This window comes from Sphingobium sp. AntQ-1, assembly GCF_028538045.1.
Taxonomy (GTDB): Bacteria; Pseudomonadota; Alphaproteobacteria; order Sphingomonadales; family Sphingomonadaceae; genus Sphingobium; species Sphingobium cupriresistens.
Genome location: NZ_CP117158.1, coordinates 2,495,006 through 2,514,216 on the forward strand (window position 1 = coordinate 2,495,006; position 19,211 = coordinate 2,514,216).

Here is a 19,211-nt window from a genome sequence, read left to right on the forward strand (position 1 = left end):
GCGTCGCCTCCTCAGGCCGGCACGAAATCGGCGAGGAACTTGCGCAGCGCACCCTTCTGCGCGGGCGGCGGAAGCGTGACCGGCGTGTCGGGCATGGGTGGCGTCGAGATAGGCATCGACACAACGCGCCGGAACATCAGCGCCCTGGCGGTGTCGAGCGACAGGGCGTCGTGCAGGTTGATGACCTTCAGCACCTCGCCGAGCGAGGCGGTGCCGCCGGCGCTCTGGACGTGCTGACGGACGCGGGCGGCGACGGCATCGTCGACTTCGGTGCGGCGGGCGTCGAAGATGTCCTTCACGACCCGGCGCTCGATGTCGCTCTTCAGGCCGCCCTTGACCCGACGCTCGAGAGACGCGCCATAGTCCTCGATCAGCGCCTGGGCGAATTCGAGCTTCTCGTTGAGATCGGGATCGTCGAAATAGTCGTCGCTGGCCTTGTCTTCGCCGAAGATGATGTCGTGCGTTTCGGTCTCCACGGCCCAGTCGAGGGTCATGTGGTAGTCACGACCGGCAAGCGACTTCCAGTGGACACCGATCGCCTGATATTGGAGGTCGAGCACCGTCGGATCGATCTCGTGATAGCGGAACCCGTAGGTCTCGTGCGGCCCTTCGAAATACTGGTCGCGGCCGGCCTTCTCGCTGTGCGCGGCCGTCATCGACATCCAGGCCGCGTAGATGAAGTTGATGCGGACGGCGCCGAGGTTCTGGGCGGCGACGAGCTTCGCGGCAAAGCGGGTCGGCGGATCCATGACGTGCGGCTGCCCTGCGTCACGCGGATCGCGACGCCTGCTGCGGCTCGGCGACCAGGCGGGACCCTGTTCCGGACGGCGCGGCCTGCACTCCATGGGGTGACGGACACGCACCTGGCACGGCTCGATGATGTCGACGACCGCGCTCATGCGTCGTCTCCCGGGTGGCCGAATTGGGAGATGACGTTGGCGATATGGCGGTGAAGACGTTCGGCAGCAGCCTTCGTGCAGAAGCGGCTGGGCAGCTCGCCGGTGCCGCCCAACCCCGGGTGCGGCATGGCGTCGTATTCGGCGATCGCCTTCTCGACGAGCAACTCGAACTGGGCCCCGGTGAGGAGGGGCAACTCAGCGGCGGCCGGCGCGGCAGCCTTGTGGTAAGGAGCCTCGCAGCTGATGTGCTTGGCCTGGCGGTTGGAGGTCTGGTCTGACATTGGCACGGGTATCCTCGGGCTGGCACGGAAGGTGCCGCCCCGAGGCAGCGCCCCGGGGCGGTGTTCGGTGGGTTCAGTCGATCATGAGGTTCAGTTCAGCCTGGACGAATTCGTCGAACTCGGCTCTGGAGACGAGCGTACCGATGGCCTGGGCGGCGTCGTTGATGACGACGTGGCGGAACCGCTGGGCATCGCAGAGGTCGCGGGTCGCCTTCAGATAGGTGTCGAGGTAGATCACATTTGACGCGACAGGCCGGCGGATTGGGCGGCGCTTGCTCTTTCGATCGGCGCGGGGAATGGAGGGAAGAGCGGGCTTCTTGATGGTCATGTTCGGGCATTCCTTCAGGACGTGCGTCGGCAATCCGCCGACCGCAGGTGCACGGTCTCGGTTGATCCGGGTCGGCGAACCCGGGCTGGACGCCGGCTGGGCGTCCGGTTTCATGGATGGGTCAGGCGGACATCAGGGCGGCCGCCGAGAGGGCATCAGCGGACGATGATGCCGAGGATCACATGGGAGCGGGTGTCGATCATGGGGTAGACGCTCGGACGGACCGGCATGCCGTAGTCGCGGCAGGCAGACAGCGCGGGAGGGGTGAAGGTGGGAGCGATGGTCTTGTCCGCCGTACGGTCATCGATCAGGATGACAGGCTTGCGCAGGTAGGTGTAGGCGCCGCGGGGTGCCTTCGCCTTCTTGAGGAAGCACCTGGCGCGTTGGGGTGTGGCGTTCTTCATGCAGTGTTCCGATCATTGCTGGGGAGTTGGAGTCTTGCGCGCTCAGTGCGATGGCGGGGTGACGCAGGCCGTGAGCGCGGCCACGGCTTCGGGCGGCCAGTTCCGGATGAAGTCGCGTGCCGTCTGGCCCAGCCCCATCGGAAAGCTGACCGCGCCGTTTTCGACCAGGTCTTCAAGCGTGTGGAACTGGATCGCCTGCACGAAGGGGGCGGGCGTCCAGACTGGAGGCTGGTAGCAGCGGACGAGCACGACGTCATGGTGGGGGCCCATCCGCGAGGGGATGCCCCGCAGCACCTGCATGATGTTCCCGTCGACGGCGAAGACCTCGCGGGTCTCCACGATCATCCGGGCGATCGGGTTCACCTCGCGCACCGGGATCGTCCCGACGCGGCTGGCGAGCGTCAGCCGGAGGCCGGTGCAGAAGCGGTCCACGACCTGTTTCACGCCGGAGTTCAAGATATCACCGGCGCGCTGCGACGGGCCTGGCGGAAGACCGTCGTGCGGATGCTCGGGCGACGGCGCCAGGAGCGGCGGTGCCGTTCTGCGGCGACCTCGCGGTCATGGCGATCGGCGATCATCTCATGGATGTGCAGAGGGATGTCGGGGAAGGCGTCGGCGGCGATTGGCGGGTGTCGTTGCATTCGTTCGAGTCCTCATCGGTTGCTTCCGATGGCTCGACATTTAGTTTTATATTTTTGGATGTCAATCGAGAGATAGTTTTATATCTGCATTTTGATGCTAGACGCAGCATTAACTACGACTCGACAGATAGCTTTATATCGTGCATGTGGGAGGGCGCATTCGATCATTGGGATCGAAGCTCGCAAGAGATGAAGATGGTCGAGAAGTCCGACGAATCAGGTGGTTTCGAAGCGCGGGGACGGGGACGCGGCACCCGGACGGGCGGGGACAAGCTCATCCTGGCGGGCGCGTTCGGCCACCCGATGCCCGCCGAGGAGCAGGCGATGTGGAACACGCTCTCGCCGGAGAAGCGCCAGACGGCGGCAGCGCGGCTGGGCATTCTTCTCAAGTACGAGAGCATCAGGCCGATCACCCCCGAAGATGCGGCAGCGCAGTTGGATATCAGCCTGAACCGCTGGTATGAGATGTTCGCGGCGTGGCGGGAGAAGCGCTCACTATCCTCCATCGGGATCTTCGCCGACGTGCCCCGCAGCAGGACGCTGTCGCACCACAACGATGTGCAGCGGCTCGTGATCGGCGTGGTCGACGCGGATCCGAATGGTAGTGTCCGTCGACTCGCGATAGCCCTGGGTGAAGCCTACGGTAAGGACACGGGCCTGCCGGAGAGCGAGTGGCCCACCTACATGACCTTCCGCAAGTTCGTGGAGGCCGAGCTTCGCCGCCGGATGAAGGAGGAGGCGCCCGGCAACGACGTCGCCTTCGACTGCTGCGCGTGCGAGCTGCCCCACATCACGAGGATATTCGCCGCATTCCTGATCATCGACCGCGGATCGCGGATCGTGCTCGGCGCTGCGCTCGGCGACGCCCGCGCGAGCCACGCCGGCTACGCGCTTGCCGCCAAGGATGCGCTGGAGAGGATCAAGCAGGGATCCTTCGACCGGTTGGACTGGTCGGACGATCTGGAGCGGAGCGAGATCGTCATCGGTCTGGATGAGGAGGCGTGGGCCGGGCACCGCGACGAGATGGCGGCGGCGGGAATGAAGGCTCAGCTGCAGCCGGCGACGAAGGCGCGCCGGTTCGGTGCCTATGTCCGTCCGCTGATTGGACCGCGCATGGGCCGGGTGAAGTTCGTGCCGGGTAAGACGTTCAGCGAACCGGCGTTCGCCAAGGCTGGACCCGATGACGTGGCGCGGTTCGGTGTGGAGGTGGACGCCTACAACGCCGAGCTGATGCCAGGGGACGATGCCGAACGGGGCAGAGTGCCGCCGACCAAGCTCACCGCCCTGCTCAAGCGCCTTTCAAAGCGGTAGCGGCGTCGATCCATGCCGCATCGCGTGCATTCCGCGCGGCGTTGTGGCGTGCGATCGCGGCAGTGATCAGCATGCGCGCATCCGCTGGGGAGAGCGGACGGTCCTGTTTTGCCGTCAGCAACCGTTCCGGCGCCAGGGCCTTCGATGGCTGATAGATCAGCGCGATGCTGTCGATGCTCCGCCCAAGGATGCGCGAGATCGCCGACCGTGCCTTCACCGCCGGGATCGGCGTGACGCCGGCGCGGATGGCATCGTTTCGGTTGAGCGCCAGGAGGTCCGATGCGGCGCGGACCTGTGCATCCGCGATGGCGGCCGATGCGATCGTCATAGCGGCGGTCTGCCAGTCAGCAGGCTGGAGCGCCGCTGCCAGGATCGCGCCGTCGGACGCGCGCACCGCGATGGTGAGCGAGGGAACGGAGATCCCGTCTGGCGTCGAGATTGGGAGGCGCACTCCGCAGGTGCCGACGACGATGCCGGCTTCACCGCTGTCGTGACCCTGACGCGCGGCCATCGCCATGTTCCACACGGTACCGCGTGATGGTGCCCGAACGCCGAGGGCCTCGCAGCGTTCGACGACGAGGCGCATGATCTGGGTGAGCGAGGCGTTCGGACCGAGTTCGTCGATCACGCCTGCCGTGGCATCCTTCGCCTTGGGGTCGAGGGTGAGGCGGTTCGGCCGCCGGGCCTCGCCGCGGTGCGCGCCGGACGCGGCCATCTTCGCGGCCGAGCGATAGTCCCGCCAGACGCGCACGAGCGCCATGAACTGATTGATGCTGAGGTCCAGCCGGACGGCGTGGGCCTTCTGATCCGCTTCGGTCGGGAGGGGGAGTGCCAGATAGTCCTTCACGACGGCGACCCTGCGCCTGACCTCGTCATAGCGCAGCGGGTCGACGCCGCTCATGTCGAGCTCGTCCATGTCTTTTCTCCATGATGATGGGATCACCGGTCCGGATCGGCCGGCAGTGCGGCGGCGCGCGTGCGCCGCATTGGAAAGGCATCACATCTGGGGAGCCGTGGGGCGGCTCCGGGGTTTATGGGGGCATGAAGCTGCCCCTCACTCTCAGCGCGCTCGCCGGCGCGCTTGCCCTTGCCGCCTGCTCATCTCCCGATGAGCCCGCGTCGAAGCCCGCCGGTGAGACCACTGCGGCTGGCGCGGCGCAGACACTGCCAGCCCCGACAGTGGTCGATGCGGCGAAGCCCGCAGCCTCCGAAGCCGCCCGGGATGCGAATGTCCTCGCGCTGAAGGGGTTGGGCGATCTGCGGATCGGCCAGGCGGTGCCGAAGGCAAGCAGCTGGAAGGAACGCGGCGCGCAGACGGGCGATGCCTGTCGCACCGTCAGCTCGCCGGACTTCCCCGGTGCCTATGCGATACTGGAAGGTGGAGTGGTTCGGCGGATCACGGTCGGGCAGCGGTCGACCGTGAAGGTGGTCGAGGGCATCGGCGTCGGGTCGAGCGAGAAGGATGTGGTCGCCGCGTTCCCCGGATTCCGGTCGGAGCCGCATAAGTATGTCGAGGCACCGGCCAAGTACCTTACCGCGCCGAACGCCGCAGGCGGCGACGTCGCTCTACGCTTCGAGATCGGACAGGACGGCAAGGTCAGCATGATGCACGTCGGCACCATGCCGGTGCTGGGCTATGTCGAGGGCTGCGGCTGAGCGGCGCGGATGGCGAGGGGCCGCTGACGACGCCCGATGGCCGGTACATCGTCGTGCGAGGGCGGCTCTGGCGTCGGTCCAATCCGGAAATCGCCGAGGAAAGGCGTCAGGTACTGGTCAACGAGCTGATGGATGCGCGCCGGGGGGTCCGCGATGCGCTGAAGGACAGTGCGAAGGGCGGTCTGAAGGCTGCCCGTGCGCGTGTCGATGCGGCGAAGAGGGATCTCGGCGAGCGCGGGCCGGTCTGGTGGACCGATGGCGCACCCGACGAGAACAGGAAGCTGGCAAGAAATTCGACCTATGCGGTGTGGTTCGCCTCGGTGGCTGACGACTGACCGCCGCGACCGCAAGGGCACCATACGCCTACTTTCGGCATGCTAAGTTACAAGCGGATGGCCTTCACTGTGCCGGTTGGGTTTGCGGATCTGGCCGATCCTTCAAGTCTAGGTCGGGATACTTGAGTTGCCAGGTCTCGATCAGGAAGAGCGCCAATGCGCTGGCCGAGTGGATGGCGAGCCGAGCAATGCGTGCGTCGATCCTTCGGCTGAAGCCGCGCTCGCGGCCATGCGCATCGCCGCCGTGCGTTCGCAGACTGCCTACCCCTTGCACACATGACACTAGACCGCTGAGCACCGACCGGACGTCCTCGGCGATCTCGTCGCGGAACGAGTCTCCTGGGCTGAGCCCGAGCGCATTTCTCACCACCTTGTAGAGCGCCTGAATGTCCTTCTTTGGCGGCATTTCGAGATCGAGTTCGACGATGATCGAACGGCAGACGCTCTCGATCACGGAGCAGGCCGATGTCACGGAATCTTCGGGATCGGAATCGGCGCTCGCCAACGCACGGTCCAGGTCGCGCGTCACGGTGTCGAAATTGATAGGCGCAAGTGCATTGCTCAGGGCGGACACGATCGGTGCATTGGACTGGGCGTCGATAAGTTCAACTTTCGTGCCGCGCTTGCGCAGAACCATTCGATCGAAGATCAGGCGTTCGTTCAGATATTCTATGACCGCCTCGCCACGGGCAGCATCACCGATGAAATCCGCGGGGTTGGCAGCGGCCTCGATGATCTGACGGAGAGTGTCGATGTCGCCCCGCGCGACGACGCCTTCGATAGCGGTGGCAAGGGTCGGCATTCGAGATGCCGACCCCATCGACATGCGGACACCACATGCGCGCATGAAAGATTCGAGCTTCGGGCCCGACCTGTAGATACCGATCGAAGGCAGCATGCTGGTGCCGCTTCCGCCCGAGATCACCTGGACCAAGGCTTCCACGGTCTGTGGCGAAAGGGCTGGGGTGGATGTCATGCCGGCCATACTTTGACGCTTCCCTTCAGCGGCGACGCTTCTGCTCGACCCATCCGGCCGACAGCATCTGATCGATGTCTGAGCGGGCTAAAACCTGGGAAGCCTCGTTCCAGCGAGTGTCATCCTGTACGAGGTCGTTAGCGTAACGTGCCCGGAACGGATCCGCCTTTTCCCTCGGGTTCGTATAGTCGCGCAGCCGCTCCTCAAGCGTCTCGATGTCGTCGATCCAGTCGGCGTCGATCGTCTCAGGTAGCGTCCCGAAGATGTCGCTGCTGACTCGGAGCCGTTCGGAAAGGACGCGATAGACCTTCTCGTCGACCGTTCCGGCATAGGTGAGGTTCGCCATGTCCACACGATCCCGGGTTTGGCCAAACCGCTTGATTCGACCGATCCGCTGTTCGAGACGGGAGGGGTTCCATGGAAGATCGACGTTGATCAGCGTGCCCAGCGTCTGGAGGTTCAGTCCCTCGCAGGCCGCGTCGGTGGCGACGACGAGCGCGATTTCGCGCTGCGACACCAGCTTCTTGATGACGGGACGGAGGACGGACGTGGAGACGCCGCCCTTGATGATCCGCGACTTTCCAGCGCCGGCATAGAGGGCGATCGGCTGGTCTGGATACGCCGCGCTCAATTCGTCGGCGACCCATGATGCTGTGTCGAAATACTGGCTGAAGACGATTGCGCCCATTTCGCGCCAGGTTCGGGTGCCGGCGGGATGCTCGTCGAGGAAGTAGCGGACTGCCTTGAGTTTGGGATCTGAAGCGCCGGTCAATGCGTCGATCAAATCCTGCAGGTGCGATCGTTCCGCCTCGACGTTGTAGAAGCCCGCGCCGTCAAGCTCGTCCTGGGTTTCGTCGTCGAGTTCCCGTTTGCCCAGCAGCGCCTCTGCGGTTGCGATGCCAGCGGCATGGCTGGAGCATATCCGCTGCAGCAGGAGAGTCTTCATGAAGCCGGCGGCCTTCGACCGCTTGCGATAGGCGGCGGTGAATGCCTCGGCCGCCTTGTAGGCTGCTTCGAATGCAGGAGATGTCGCGACGCTCTGAGTTGGGTGCGTATCGACAGGTAGCTTCGGGATCAGTCCCAGATCCTCCAGATCGCGGCGCTTGCGCAGGACGACATGCCGGAGAAGCGGGTTGTGGCTGCCACGTTGGAAGTAACCGAGCCCATTCTCGATCATGACGACGGCGAGGTCAGCTTTAGCTTCCAAAACGGGGTTGGTGATGTCAGCGGCGAGTTTGGTCAGCACCCAGTCGGTTGGCCGCATCCCAAATTCCTCGCGTATGTCCGCGATGACGGTATCGTTGCCGACGGGGGGTGTTGGGTTGACGAGGTAATCCCAACCTTCGCGCAGGCTCTCAAACTTTCGCTCTCCGGTGAGGACCGGAAGCGCGCTTTCGGATTTCGCCCAAGGGGAGAATGCGCTCCCCAGCACGAACTCTGTTCCTTGATTTAGCGCCCGTAGAAGGTCCCACAGGTCGTCGATGTGGGTCTGGATCGGCGTGGCGGTCGACAGCAGAAGATGTTCGGATCGCTGTGCAATGAGATTGATGAACTTCAGAAGATTGTTCGGGGTCCGGTCGCTTTGCCCCATCGGCTGCGATCCCCGGGCCTTATGTGCTTCATCAAGCACAACCATTCCGTAGCGCCCCTGCAACAGGAACTGGGCCTCCGTGCCCTCTTTCGGCCGCCCGTGATCGTCTATTCCATGGACAATCAGACCGGTCGAGACAATGCCGATGGCATATGGGCAACGACCGACGTCTGGGGCACCCTGTCCCTTGATCATTCGCCCTTCGGGATCGAACCAGCACTTTTTGGTGGAATGCCAGCGGGCCGTGGGGATGGCGAGACGGTCCTTCAGCTCGATTTGCCACTGTTCGGTCAGCGTGGATGGAACGAGGATGAGCACCGGGCCATCGCCGAGAATGACGGAAACGAGGGCGGATGCAGCGAGCGACAGCGTCTTGCCGACACCGACCTCATCGGCGAGCAACAGCCGGGTCTTGCCGTAATCACGGCGATGATCGAGGAATATGCCCACGAAGGCGCGTTGCCACGGCTGAAGGGATTCCCCATCGCGATAGATGGGAGCCTCGACAAGTGCTGCTCCTGGTATCGCTTCCGGTGCCAGGACCTCGACCGAGACCTCGCGCCGATCGGCGAGACGCCCGACTTCCTTGATGACGACGTCGGGGAGTGGGACGCCACGCTCCCACAGCGCGTCAAACTCGTCCTGGACCCAGGCGACGCCGTCGGCGGAGCTGTCTTCCCAGACCAGTTCGTAATTGTGCGCCCAGGCTGCACGGGTTTCGTTTATCGATCCCATGAAGGCGATTGCGTGTCCGTCATCGCCATGGATCACTCCCGCCTTGCCATGCAGGAACGGCGCAATCGTCCGCGGCACGACCTTCACTTCGACTTTGCCGGAAACCAGAAGCTGATGCAGCTTCGCATAGCGATCGCCATGGATTGCAGCATCGACAACGAGATCGTCCTCGACAAATTTCTGGAAGAGCTTGGCGTCGCGAACCTTCTGGGCAGCCTGCACGTCGGCGAGGTCAAGATCCGCATTGGCGACGATCCTGACCTTGCCGATCGACTCGATCTCCTCGCCGACCAGCTCGAAGATGGACGATCGAAAGTAACCCGCGATGCGGTCGTATGACTTCGCGCCTTTCAGGCGATCGGCCAGATATGCCTGGCTGAGCCGTCCGTGCCGGGACGAGAAGCGCGCCAAGCCTCCGCCTGCCGAGAACGCAGTCGTGCTTGGCGCAATCGGAGGCTTGGTCGCCATCTCAGAACTTCTCGTTTCGCAGCAGGTTGGCGAGGATGACGGCGAAGCGGCCTTCGCCCTCTTCCCGCCCGCGCATCGCGGCGATGTACTCGGCCACTTCGATCATGTCCTCACGCCGGCGGAGATAGCTTTCCACCATGTCGCGAACCTGTTCGAGGACGAGCTGAGCCTCGGTGCCAGCAGACAACTCCCAGATTCCGTACAGGACTGCCCGGATGATGCCTGTGCCGAAGTCCGCAATTTCGAACCCGGTCCGGCGCTTGAAATCCATCGCGGACTTCAAGCGGGCGGCGTTCGCCTGCATGTTGGCCATCAAGGCCGTGTAGTCCGGGACACGAAAGGCACGGGCGAAATTCTGGTAGTTGTCCAGCTTCGCCAGCCCGTCCGCTTCCAGATCCACCATCTTGAGGTAGAAGCGTTCGCTGCCGCTGAGCTGCTGCCAGAGTCGACCGGATAGGTTGCCGGGCACCATGTGCTCGTTCGCGACCTGAACGGCGAATTCGATGATGCGTTCAACGAAACCCTTCTCGCCCTTCTTGCGGGGGCGGCTGGCTTCCGCAGTCATGTCGCGACCATCGATGCGGGTATAGCCTGTGAGTACGCGCAACGCCGCAGCGTATCCCGCCATCTGCAGGTCAGCATCTTCGAAGAGGTTGTCGATCCGGCCTTTGCCTTTCAGAGACTGGTTTAGGCCGACGAGCGTATCAATCTGCCGAGCGACCTCTGCACGGACCTCTTGGGCGATTTCATCTTCGTAGCCCGATTCATCGTGCGCGCGCTTCCTGAGCGCCAGGATCATGGTGCCTTGGACGTAGCCGCCCTTCTTGAGCTCCGACGTGGTTTCTGTAGCGATATACCAGACTGATTGGACGCGCAGGCCCGCTCCCCAAAAGATCTGGGCCATGTCCGCCCATACGGTTCCCGACTGATGTGTAAACATCACAATCTGCATGCCATTGTCGGGCATGTGAGCCGTCATCGCGCTGTAGGCGGCAATCATTTCTCTTCGGAAATCTTCGCCGTCGCCCTTAATCGCCAAAGGCCGCCTAGAATCCCACTGCCATTTCGAGAATAGTTCCGGAGTTTGGCGGCGAAGCCACGCAATGAAGAATTCAGTAATTTCGTGGTAATGCACTGCGTCTGCGTAGGGTGGGTCCGTGATATAGATATCAGATAGTTGGTCGACGTCTTTCGCCGGCTGGGATTTAAGAACGACGTCACCCTGTCGGTCGAACCTGCCGTCGAAGCGTTCGCCGAAGATATTCTCGAAATAGGAGAACGCGCGCGTGCCATAATTGAAGAACGTGTTCAGAGCCTGATTGTAAAAGACATGCCCGGAGATGGCTCGATGGGGCTGCCACTGGCACAGACGGCTCCCCCGGTTCAGTGCCTTAGCCAAGATGAGCTGCATGCCGGCTTTAACCGAATCGTCTTCGCACGCTGCGATTTCCTCTCTCAAGGTCGCGAACATGTGAAGCTGGCGAGGATTGAACAGATGATGCCAGTGGGTCCAGCCGCGCTCTCGAACAGGTTGATCAGTATTAAACCCGCTCTCTATTGGCATGTTAGGAACTAGACCATCCTGCTGCCACGCTAAAATGTTCTCCGTGGCGGTTTTTGTCAGGTATTCCTCAACGTTTTCGTCATGCGCGCTCGGCGGAGCAAAATACTCGGCGCCCGAACCTCGAGCGACCCATTTGATGCAGCAGAGGCGCTCTCCATAGATATCGCCGTCACGTGGAGCGACATCTTCCCGCGTCCAGCGACGCAGTTCGTTCGATACCGCTCGGCCCCGACCTTCGTCGCCCCGGATTGAAGCGAGAGAAGAAATAATTTCGTTCTCGCCATCATTGTAATGAACGTTTCCGCTGCGGACTGTGCCGGCGGCAGCCGTACGATATGTCGCATCATCGGCACCAACGACAACGCTGAAGTCGAAGCGCTTCTTATGTGGGTCGGGATGAAGCACGAGAACTGTCTTGGTGCCTTCGTGCAGGATCCACGTGGAGCTGAGGGGTACGCGCCAACCCGTCGCACGATCGAACGCCTCCACGCAATAAAGGTAGATACGGGCTCGATCACCGTTCGCCGCTGTTTCCACGCCCTCAGCCAGCAGTCGCTGATCCAAGCGCTCGATGATACGATTACGTTCGGCATCGAACCTTTCCATTTCGGCGGTGGTTGATGCGAGGAACGAGGTGGCGCCCCAGGAAAGCATGCAGGCGATGGGATTGAGGTCAGAGGCATAGACGTCGCATCCCAGGCGAGCTGCCTCAAAGGGAATAGAACCGCCGCCTGTGAATGTGTCTGCGACCCGGGGACGATGCCCAAAGCGCATTAGCCCCAGCTGCTCGACCAGTTCATCGAACGAATGAGCGTTCGTCTTGAGATGCCTGTTTACCCGCGGCCAAATCGTTTTGTAGGCCTCTGGCGAAAGTTCCTCAGGGCGAAGAGAGCGCCCCACGCGTTCCAGATAGGAGAGGTTTCCCAATGCGGCTAACGTTACCTTCTGGCGCAAGGCGTCAGGAATTCCACGCTTCCATATCAGGCGGCCTGCGGCAAGCGCGCCACGCAACTCGTCTTCAGTCGGCTCGTCGTTGCCAGTCCAGCCGCGAATAGAGAATACCGACTTGATGGCTATAGGATCAAATGCTCGGCCGTATGCCAACTGCGCAATTTCGGCCGGCTTCGTTTTCTGGTCACGATGGAAGAAGGCTCCGTCGTCAATCGCCATCAACATTTCGAATACCGCGAGATCCTCCGCCGGGTCATCAGTCGCTGGCAGCAAAGACGCCAAGATACACGCGCGCACCAGGACAAGCGGCTTCCGCCCCTTCCAGTAGGATCCCAGCCCAACCAGTGTTTGACCTTGGACGGCTTTGCGTTCTTTCTGAGCCTCGGCGGAGATTTTCTGGGCTGGCCAAAGGCGCTCGATCAGAGCCGGTGCATCCTTCAGCGTGCATACTGCCACAGCGGTCTGTGTGTTTGGTATCTTGGTCGCCATTACAGGTCCTCGAAACTGATCTGTCGCTTGTTGCCGGCCTCGACAGCGCCGGCACCTTCGGTGAGTCCGATGCGAATGGCCTTGCGCCATCCCTTGTCGATGTCCTCCGCCCGCCCGGTGGCGTGAACGGCCATCGAATACAGCCACCACCGCTCTTCAGGGCGAAGGCCAGTCCATGCGTCGATCGCGGCTGCAATCAAACCGCTCTCACAGCTCTCCACTGCCCACACTAGGACGCATAGTTCACGGCCGAGAAGCCGGTGGACGTCATTGTCGCCCGAGGTCCACTTGCTGGCCCCCATTTTGCGGCCCTTGAGACGCTCATTGAAGGCTGTTCGTACCGCAGTCGAAATCTGCCGCCACCGCTTCTGGTCGAGACGGCACCGGACGACCCGGTCCGCGCGCATATTGGTCTGCGGATCATACTGCGGACCGGTGATGCCGAAATCTTCGATCACTTCGACGAGATCGCGACCGTTGGCCGGGATGCGCACGACGAAGCGCTGGGGATCGATCTCGTTTGTCGGCACCCCATAGCCGATCGTCGCCATGCTCTTGCTGGCCATGCTACATTTTCCTTTCGTGACACCCGGACCGAAATCCGGCTCACGCCTGCTCGATATCGGTTCCTGCGTAGACTTCCTCGATCGCGCCCATGAAGGCGTCGATCTCCGCGGCGCGTTCGACGGACGCCGATTTCCACTGCACCTTCACCTCCGCCAGATCGTTGCCGAGCTGCGCACGGGCGAACTTGGCCACCTCCTCGATGGCACCGGGCTTGACTGGTACGTCGCCACTGAAGCTGGTGCTCACGTTGTTGCCGCCCGACCCGACGATGACGACGACGCTGCGGAACGTGATTCCAGCCTCCTTTGCCTTAGTGACTGCGGCGAAGACTTTCTCAGTCGTCCCCAGGCTGATGGGCTTGCGGATCGTGGCGGGCTTCTCCCCATCGATCATTTGACCGGCACCGTCGCGCCGGTTTACCCGGAACTCCTTCCGGGTGACCACGCCTTCCGCTTCGGCATGTGCGTAGATCGTGATGTCGGTCTTGCCGTCGAGCTTGATCGGTCCATCGTACTCGGCACCCTCTGCAGGGTTGGTGCCGTCGATGTTCCAGCGGATCGTGCCACTGGGCTTGACGGTCAGCTCGACCTCGTAGCCGCCGCCGACCGGTTTCGGCTCGTGCGTCAGGTTAAGGCTGTTCAACCACTCCGTCGCGCTGCCTGTCTGATGATTTCCGTCCGGATCAACGGCCAGGAAGAAGCGCTTCATGTCAGTCGTGCGGACGGTGGTGTCGTCGAGCACGGTGGACGCTTCAGACACGTCCGACGAGTTCGCCCAGTAGATCACCGGGTTGGAGCCCGCATTCTTGGGACTGATGAAGAGCGTCGCTTCGCCGGTCTTCTCGTCATAGTTGAGGACATCGACGTTAACGCTCGTCTTCTCCTTCTCGAACGGGCCCTTTTCGATCCAGCCGGTGCCGCTGTCCCGCCAGTCACCGCGCTGAAGGGCCAACTTCTTGAGTTCGTCCAGACCACCTCGGGGCAGCCACAGCCAGCGCACGTTTGAAGCAGCCCGATCCTGAACGTCGGCCCAGCGGGCGCGCCTCTCGCTGGCAGGCCACAGCATGTCCTGCGCGCGATCGCGCAGCTTGACGTAGCTCTCCTCGACAGAAAGTATCAGCTTCTGGGAGTTGACGTCGGTCAGCGCCCCTTCGGTCGCGGCTTCACCATCATAGCCCGCACCTGTTGATTTCCACTGAGAGTTGACCCGGGATTTTCATCGAGAAGTGACCCGGTTGGAAGGTATGTCCCGCTATGCGGGTGGTGGGTCAAGCGGGTTATTTTTCCTTTCGTGATTTGGGGTCCGCGGCGCTGGCCCTGAACCGAAAGCTGTCATTGCCGGTCTCGAGGATGTGACAGTGGTGGGTGAGCCGGTCCAGCAGAGCCGTTGTCATCTTGGCATCACCGAACACGCCAGCCCATTCGCTGAAGCTGAGGTTGGTGGTGATGACGACGCTGGTGCGCTCGTAAAGCTTGCTCAGCAGGTGGAACAGCAGCGCGCCGCCTGACGGGCTGAACGGCAAGTATCCGAGCTCGTCGAGGATGACGAGGTCGAGGCGCAGGAGCCGTTCGGACAGTTGGCCTGCCTTGTTCATGGCCTTTTCCTGTTCCAGCGCGTTGACCAGGTCGACGGTGGCGAAGAAGCGGACCTTCTTGCGGTGATGCTCGACCGCCTGGACGCCAAGTGCGGTGGCGACGTGCGTCTTGCCGGTGCCGGGGCCACCGATCAGGACGACGTTATGGGCGCCATCGATAAACTCGCCGCGATGCAACTGGCGGACCATGGCTTCGTTGACCTCGCTGGAAGCGAAGTCGAAGCCGGCCAGGTCCTTGTAGGCCGGGAACCGGGCCGCCTTGATCTGGTAGGCGATGGACCGAACCTCGCGCTCGGCCATCTCGGCCTTGAGCAACTGGGAGAGGATGGGGATGGCCGCATCGAAGGCGGGTGCCCCCTGCTCGATGAGGTCAGCGACGGCCTGGGCCATGCCGTACATCTTGAGGGAGCGCAGCATGACCATGACGGCGGCGCTGGCGGGATCATGACGCATGACGCAGATCCTTCCCGCGCAGCGTATCATAGCGCGCGACATTGGCCTTCGGCTCCCGGCGCAGGCTCAACGCCTGTGGGGTATCGATGGCGGCGATGCTGGTTGGCTTGCCGTCGAGCAGCCGGTGGAGGATGTTGAGGATATGGGTCTTGGTCGGCACGCCAGCTTCCAGCGCCAGTTCGACGGAACAGAGCACCGCCTGCTCATCATGTTGCAGGACCAGCGCGAGGATCTCCACCATCTCCCGGTCACCGCCGGGGCGCTTGAGCAGGAAGCCCTGCAACTGCCGGAAGGCCTCGGGCATCTCGGCAAAGGGCGCGCCGTTGCGCAGGGCGCCAGGCTTGCGCTGGATCACCGCCAGGTAATGCCGCCAGTCATAGATGGTCCGCCCTGGCTGGTCATGGGACCGCTCGATGATCCGGCCATGCTCGCACAGGACCTGGCCCTCGGCGGCGATGACGAGCCGGTCAGGGTAGACCCGCAGGCTCACCGGCCGGTTGGCGAAAGAGGCTGGCACGCTGTAGCGATTGCGCTCGAAGGAGACCAGGCAGGTCGGCGATACCCGCTTGGTGTGCTCGACGAAGCCATCGAAGGGCCGGCCCAGCGGCATCAGACTGGCGACCTCTTCGGCATGCACATCGGCGATGGTGCCGGGCAGGACGCCATGCTGGATCTGACCCCATTGCGCGATGCACTGCTCCTCGAGCCAGACGTTGAGCGCATCGATGTCGGGGAAGCTGGGCATGGGTTGCCACAGCCGGCGCCGTGCATCCTGCACGTTCTTCTCGACCTGTCCCTTCTCCCAACCGGAAGCCGGGTTACAGAACTCGGGCTCGAACAGGTAATGACTGGCCATCGCGGCAAAGCGCGCGTTGACCTGCCGAGCCTTGCCCGTGCCGATCCGATCAACCGCGGTCTTCATGTTGTCGAAAATCCCGCGCTGCGGCACGCCGCCCAGCACCCGGAAGGCCTGGGTCAGAGCGTCGAACAGCATCTCGTGAGTCTGGAGCAGATAAGCTCGGACGGTGAAGGCGCGGCTGTGTGACAGCTTGGTGTGCGCCACCTGCAGCTTGGTCTGCTTGCCGCCCAGCAAGGCCCAGTCCTCGCTCCAGTCGAACTGGAACGCCTCGCCCGGCGCAAAGACCAGCGGCACGAACGTGCCGCGACCACTGGTCTGCTGCTCGCGCTGACGATCGGCCTTCCAGGTCCGCACGAAGGCCGCAACGCGCCCGTATGAGCCGTTATAGCCCAGGACCACGAGATCGGCGTGCATCTGCTTCGCCGTGCGCCGCTGCTTGCGCGACTTGCCAGCCTCGATCCGCAGCCAGCCTGACAGCTTCTCCGCATACGGGTCCAGCTTGCTCGGCCGCTCGGGAACCTTGAACTGCGGCTCTACCGTGTCCGCCCGCAGGTACTTGCGGATCGTGTTGCGCGACAAACCAGTGCGCCGCTCGATCTCCCGGATCGGAACCTGCTGCCGGAAATGCCAGCGCCGGATTACACTCAATAACGCCATGTCGATCACTCCTGAATCCTCCGACCAATCAGCCAGAGGGAAGTCAAAACATGGGTCACTTCTCAGTGGAAACTTATGCCCCTCCCGGGTCAACTCTCAGTGGAAATCAACACCGCACCATCTGTCCGACGATGCGCATCGAGCTTCAACGCGGTGCTGACGAGACCATCGGTGCCGCCTGGGATTCGCATCGGAAACCAGATCTTGTTTAAGGTCGATGCGATGGTGGCGTAGACGTCGATCTCGGCGTCGGTCTGGCGCTTCTCAAGGTCAGCGCGGTTCTGGCTGTTCGGCCCCTCAGCCTGGATTACCTTCTCCACCGCGTATGCGGTGCGCACCTTCTCCTCGACGCTGGCAAGGCTGTGGTCATCACCGCTGACGATGGCGAAGTTGTTCTTCTCCGTCGTGCCGTCGAACAGCATGCGCGCCTTCTCGGGCGGTATGTTGGCGTCGGGTGAAAGGACGATGAGCAGACGTTCGCCCTTGGTGTCGATGTCCTCCAGCTTGGGAAGGGCGAGAACCTTTCCGTAGGCGTTCTTCCGCTTGGGCGCGAAGAGTTCGTTGAGGCGACGAGCAAGGTCGGCGTCGATCTTGGGTTGAGCGGTCGTGCGAGCCGTATTCTCGATCTTCTTCGTGAGATTCTCGTTCTTGGAGAAGATCCAGGCACCGTTCTCACGCTTGTGGAGATACCAGGAGCGCTGCACCAGAGCGTCGAAGCCCGCGATGATGTCGCTTTCAGGACGACCCGGCGCGACGAGATACGCGCGGACCAGATCTTCCTGCAGGCCCTTCACGGCATCGTTGGCTTCCGCGAGCGAGGCCATCAGGATAAGCCGAGCGGCCTGCGTCGCCGCATCGTTCCCTGCATTGGCATCGATTGCCTCGGCGTGCGCATCGCTTGCGCCGGTATCCACGATGTCCTGTGTGATAGCGGCATCGAGGTTGTAGATGCTGTTCACGAAGTCGCGGGTTTCGCGGTCGGCGAGATCCAGATGCTGGGGCCCGAGCAGATAGACGTCATTGTATTGCCGGGCCTGCGCCGCCTTGATCATGAGTGCGGCGATGCGCATCAGACCCCGCGTCTGCCGGAAATTCTCGTTGTCCTTGAATGTGGCGACCACGGTCTTGAGGCCCGGGTGGAAGGGGTATGTAGCAGAAACCTCATCGGCGATCTTCTCTGCCGACTTGGTGATCATGTTGGCGGTGGCGGCATCGGATAGCAGCTGCCCGAACGTTTCGGCGACTGTCGTGATCAGGCCCTCATCGGGCTCTTCCACCAGCAGGCGCTTGCGCAGGATGCGATAGATCTCGTCCGAACCGAGCTCGACGGGCGTGATCGGCTTCGTCTGGCGGGTTGCCTCGGCGGAAATCTGCGCAATGATCTTCGAAAGCTCACCGCTCGCCTTGTACTGGCCGACCAGCGTCGAGAGCACGATGCAGAGGCGCGGCAGCTTGGTGGCCGCCGACAGCAGATTCGCAATGGCGTGGGAGGTGACGTCACCCAGGTGCCCGCCGCCAACGGAGATGGTGACGGCGTTCTCCAGATAGGGCGGCAACTCGTCGATGAGAATGAGGGTCGGCTCGTCGCCGAACAACGCCCGCCAGTCGTCCTCGTTCGGCGCCTTGGCGCCGTTGCTCCAGAACTTGGAGAACTGCTCCTCCTTTCCGAGTTGGCGGGCGACCGAACCCCACAGGTAGATGTCGTGGGGGATGTTGCGGCCGGAGATGACGACCACCTTCGCCGGGACGGGTGTGAAGCCCTTCAAAATTGCGGAATCGACCTCAGCCCCCAGCCCAGGATGGGCGGCCAGATAGCCGGCGGCGAGCATCGAGTGCGTCTTGCCGCCACCCATCGCCTGACGCAGCTCAAAGGCGGCCTGATCGTTCTGACCGGCAAGCCGCTGCATCGTCATGCGGAGCAGGGTCGCCATGCCCTCGGTAATGTAGGTCTTGTCGAAGAACGTCCGAGCGTCATCTTCGGAATGACCGACAAGGTCCGCAAGATCCTCGATCTGCTTGGTGAGGGCGACATCGATCGCCTCCTGCTTGAACTTGCAGACGTCGAGCACAGTCTGGAGCATCTTATGAACCTTCGTTTGCTTGAATAGATTTACTTGCGGTCATTTCACTGGAGGCGCGGAGCGCCAGGCGATTGCGAACATCGTCTTCCAGATTTCCCAAAGCGTCTTGTTTGCGAATCACAATTGTCAGGAGTCGAGCGCCGAGATCTTCCGGGAGTCGGGTCGCCGCCGACAGCCAATAGCGCACGGCGCGGTCAGAAACGCCGAGATCGCATGCGATCGGCGCCTGCCATCGCTCTCCGTAGAGCGCTTCTCCGACAAGTCGGAGCAGATCAAGATCGCTATTTTCCCCCATCACTTCCGTGTTTCTAGGAAGATGGAGGCTGATTACCAAGCGCTTTCGATCTGATCACAGTTTTTTCCTCAATAGC

General features: G+C 62.6%; 18 protein-coding genes. 3 read left to right on the plus strand and 15 right to left on the minus strand.

The genetic code is table 11. From position 1 onward, the window contains the following. Positions 1 to 11 precede the first annotated feature (11 nt). The 5 genes from sphantq_RS12485 to sphantq_RS12505 all read right to left on the minus strand — a co-directional run bounded on the left by sphantq_RS12485 (position 12) and on the right by sphantq_RS12505 (position 2,356). Positions 12 to 899 (minus strand): hypothetical protein, encoded by an 888-nt coding sequence (locus sphantq_RS12485; protein ID WP_272798641.1) that lies wholly within the window; start codon positions 897 to 899, stop codon positions 12 to 14. After that, positions 896 to 1,180: a hypothetical protein gene (locus tag sphantq_RS12490; RefSeq protein WP_272798642.1), complete on the minus strand. Its 285-nt coding sequence runs from the start codon at positions 1,178 to 1,180 to the stop codon at positions 896 to 898. Before sphantq_RS12490 ends, sphantq_RS12485 begins: the two co-directional genes overlap by 4 nt. Positions 1,181 to 1,253: 73 nt before the next feature. Next, complete coding sequence (locus sphantq_RS12495; protein ID WP_272798643.1) at positions 1,254 to 1,508, minus strand: hypothetical protein; 255 nt, start codon at positions 1,506 to 1,508, stop codon at positions 1,254 to 1,256. Positions 1,509 to 1,663: 155 nt separating this feature from the next. Further along, complete coding sequence (locus sphantq_RS12500) at positions 1,664 to 1,912, minus strand: hypothetical protein (protein ID WP_272798644.1); 249 nt, start codon at positions 1,910 to 1,912, stop codon at positions 1,664 to 1,666. 42 nt (positions 1,913 to 1,954) lie between these two features. Next, positions 1,955 to 2,356 (minus strand): hypothetical protein, encoded by a 402-nt coding sequence (locus tag sphantq_RS12505; RefSeq protein WP_272798645.1) that lies wholly within the window; start codon positions 2,354 to 2,356, stop codon positions 1,955 to 1,957. Between the two features lie 89 nt (positions 2,357 to 2,445). Here sphantq_RS12505 and sphantq_RS12510 point away from each other — a divergent pair, with 89 nt between their 5' ends. Next, complete coding sequence (locus sphantq_RS12510) at positions 2,446 to 3,864, plus strand: hypothetical protein (RefSeq protein WP_272798646.1); 1,419 nt, start codon at positions 2,446 to 2,448, stop codon at positions 3,862 to 3,864. Here sphantq_RS12510 and sphantq_RS12515 read toward each other — a convergent pair. After that, positions 3,842 to 4,780, minus strand: coding sequence for a hypothetical protein (locus tag sphantq_RS12515; protein ID WP_272798647.1), 939 nt, complete (start codon positions 4,778 to 4,780; stop codon positions 3,842 to 3,844). The two genes, sphantq_RS12510 and sphantq_RS12515, sit on opposite strands and share 23 nt — an antisense overlap. Before the next feature lie 125 nt (positions 4,781 to 4,905). On the opposite strand from sphantq_RS12515, the gene sphantq_RS12520 reads away from it, so the two are divergent. Together sphantq_RS12520 and sphantq_RS12525 are read left to right on the plus strand one after the other, a co-directional pair. Next, positions 4,906 to 5,520 carry a hypothetical protein gene (locus sphantq_RS12520; RefSeq protein WP_272798648.1) on the plus strand — a complete coding sequence of 205 codons (615 nt, stop codon included), beginning with the start codon at positions 4,906 to 4,908 and terminating at the stop codon, positions 5,518 to 5,520. A 53-nt stretch (positions 5,521 to 5,573) separates the two neighbouring features. Continuing rightward, on the plus strand, positions 5,574 to 5,855 hold the full coding sequence (locus sphantq_RS12525) for a hypothetical protein (RefSeq protein WP_272798649.1): 282 nt from the start codon (positions 5,574 to 5,576) through the stop codon (positions 5,853 to 5,855). A 64-nt stretch (positions 5,856 to 5,919) separates the two neighbouring features. On the opposite strand, the gene sphantq_RS12530 is transcribed toward sphantq_RS12525, so the two are convergent. The 9 genes from sphantq_RS12530 to sphantq_RS12570 form a co-directional block, all read right to left on the minus strand. Next, positions 5,920 to 6,840 (minus strand): abortive infection family protein, encoded by a 921-nt coding sequence (locus sphantq_RS12530; protein ID WP_272798650.1) that lies wholly within the window; start codon positions 6,838 to 6,840, stop codon positions 5,920 to 5,922. Positions 6,841 to 6,856: 16 nt separating this feature from the next. Beyond that, on the minus strand, positions 6,857 to 9,568 hold the full coding sequence (locus sphantq_RS12535; protein WP_272798651.1) for a phospholipase D-like domain-containing anti-phage protein: 2,712 nt from the start codon (positions 9,566 to 9,568) through the stop codon (positions 6,857 to 6,859). Positions 9,569 to 9,626: 58 nt separating this feature from the next. After that, positions 9,627 to 12,629 carry an anti-phage-associated DUF1156 domain-containing protein gene (locus tag sphantq_RS12540; RefSeq protein ID WP_272798652.1) on the minus strand — a complete coding sequence of 1,001 codons (3,003 nt, stop codon included), beginning with the start codon at positions 12,627 to 12,629 and terminating at the stop codon, positions 9,627 to 9,629. Then, positions 12,629 to 13,195: a DUF3780 domain-containing protein gene (locus sphantq_RS12545; protein WP_272798653.1), complete on the minus strand. Its 567-nt coding sequence runs from the start codon at positions 13,193 to 13,195 to the stop codon at positions 12,629 to 12,631. Before sphantq_RS12545 ends, sphantq_RS12540 begins: the two co-directional genes overlap by 1 nt. A gap of 40 nt (positions 13,196 to 13,235) precedes the next feature. After that, positions 13,236 to 14,261, minus strand: a complete 1,026-nt coding sequence (locus sphantq_RS12550) for a chitobiase/beta-hexosaminidase C-terminal domain-containing protein (RefSeq protein ID WP_272798654.1) — start codon at positions 14,259 to 14,261, stop codon at positions 13,236 to 13,238. 211 nt (positions 14,262 to 14,472) lie between these two features. Further along, entirely contained in the window at positions 14,473 to 15,243 is a 771-nt protein-coding gene (gene istB, locus sphantq_RS12555) for an IS21-like element helper ATPase IstB (RefSeq protein ID WP_066704332.1), read from the minus strand. Beyond that, entirely contained in the window at positions 15,233 to 16,759 is a 1,527-nt protein-coding gene (gene istA, locus sphantq_RS12560; RefSeq protein WP_066704330.1) for an IS21 family transposase, read from the minus strand. The genes istB and istA overlap by 11 nt, the downstream gene beginning before the upstream one ends. A gap of 89 nt (positions 16,760 to 16,848) precedes the next feature. Further along, a complete protein-coding gene (locus sphantq_RS12565) occupies positions 16,849 to 18,840 on the minus strand; it encodes a DUF499 domain-containing protein (RefSeq protein WP_272798655.1) in 1,992 nt (663 codons plus the stop codon). 1 nt (position 18,841) lies between these two features. Continuing rightward, positions 18,842 to 19,174: a hypothetical protein gene (locus sphantq_RS12570; protein WP_272798656.1), complete on the minus strand. Its 333-nt coding sequence runs from the start codon at positions 19,172 to 19,174 to the stop codon at positions 18,842 to 18,844. Positions 19,175 to 19,211 lie beyond the last annotated feature (37 nt).

What these genes read in the sequence shown, in the direction of transcription:
- sphantq_RS12550 (WP_272798654.1), bottom strand. Translation starts at nt 14,261, where the DNA reads ATGCTGTGGCCTGCCAGCGAGAGGCGCGCCCGCTGGGCCGACGTTCAG.
- sphantq_RS12485 (WP_272798641.1), bottom strand. Translation starts at nt 899, where the DNA reads ATGAGCGCGGTCGTCGACATCATCGAGCCGTGCCAGGTGCGTGTCCGT.
- sphantq_RS12490 (WP_272798642.1), bottom strand. Translation starts at nt 1,180, where the DNA reads ATGTCAGACCAGACCTCCAACCGCCAGGCCAAGCACATCAGCTGCGAG.
- sphantq_RS12520 (WP_272798648.1), top strand. Translation starts at nt 4,906, where the DNA reads ATGAAGCTGCCCCTCACTCTCAGCGCGCTCGCCGGCGCGCTTGCCCTT.
- sphantq_RS12500 (WP_272798644.1), bottom strand. Translation starts at nt 1,912, where the DNA reads ATGAAGAACGCCACACCCCAACGCGCCAGGTGCTTCCTCAAGAAGGCG.
- istB (WP_066704332.1), bottom strand. Translation starts at nt 15,243, where the DNA reads ATGCGTCATGATCCCGCCAGCGCCGCCGTCATGGTCATGCTGCGCTCC.
- sphantq_RS12565 (WP_272798655.1), bottom strand. Translation starts at nt 18,840, where the DNA reads ATGCTCCAGACTGTGCTCGACGTCTGCAAGTTCAAGCAGGAGGCGATC.
- sphantq_RS12530 (WP_272798650.1), bottom strand. Translation starts at nt 6,840, where the DNA reads ATGGCCGGCATGACATCCACCCCAGCCCTTTCGCCACAGACCGTGGAA.
- sphantq_RS12545 (WP_272798653.1), bottom strand. Translation starts at nt 13,195, where the DNA reads ATGGCCAGCAAGAGCATGGCGACGATCGGCTATGGGGTGCCGACAAAC.
- istA (WP_066704330.1), bottom strand. Translation starts at nt 16,759, where the DNA reads ATGGCGTTATTGAGTGTAATCCGGCGCTGGCATTTCCGGCAGCAGGTT.
- sphantq_RS12495 (WP_272798643.1), bottom strand. Translation starts at nt 1,508, where the DNA reads ATGACCATCAAGAAGCCCGCTCTTCCCTCCATTCCCCGCGCCGATCGA.
- sphantq_RS12515 (WP_272798647.1), bottom strand. Translation starts at nt 4,780, where the DNA reads ATGGACGAGCTCGACATGAGCGGCGTCGACCCGCTGCGCTATGACGAG.
- sphantq_RS12540 (WP_272798652.1), bottom strand. Translation starts at nt 12,629, where the DNA reads ATGGCGACCAAGATACCAAACACACAGACCGCTGTGGCAGTATGCACG.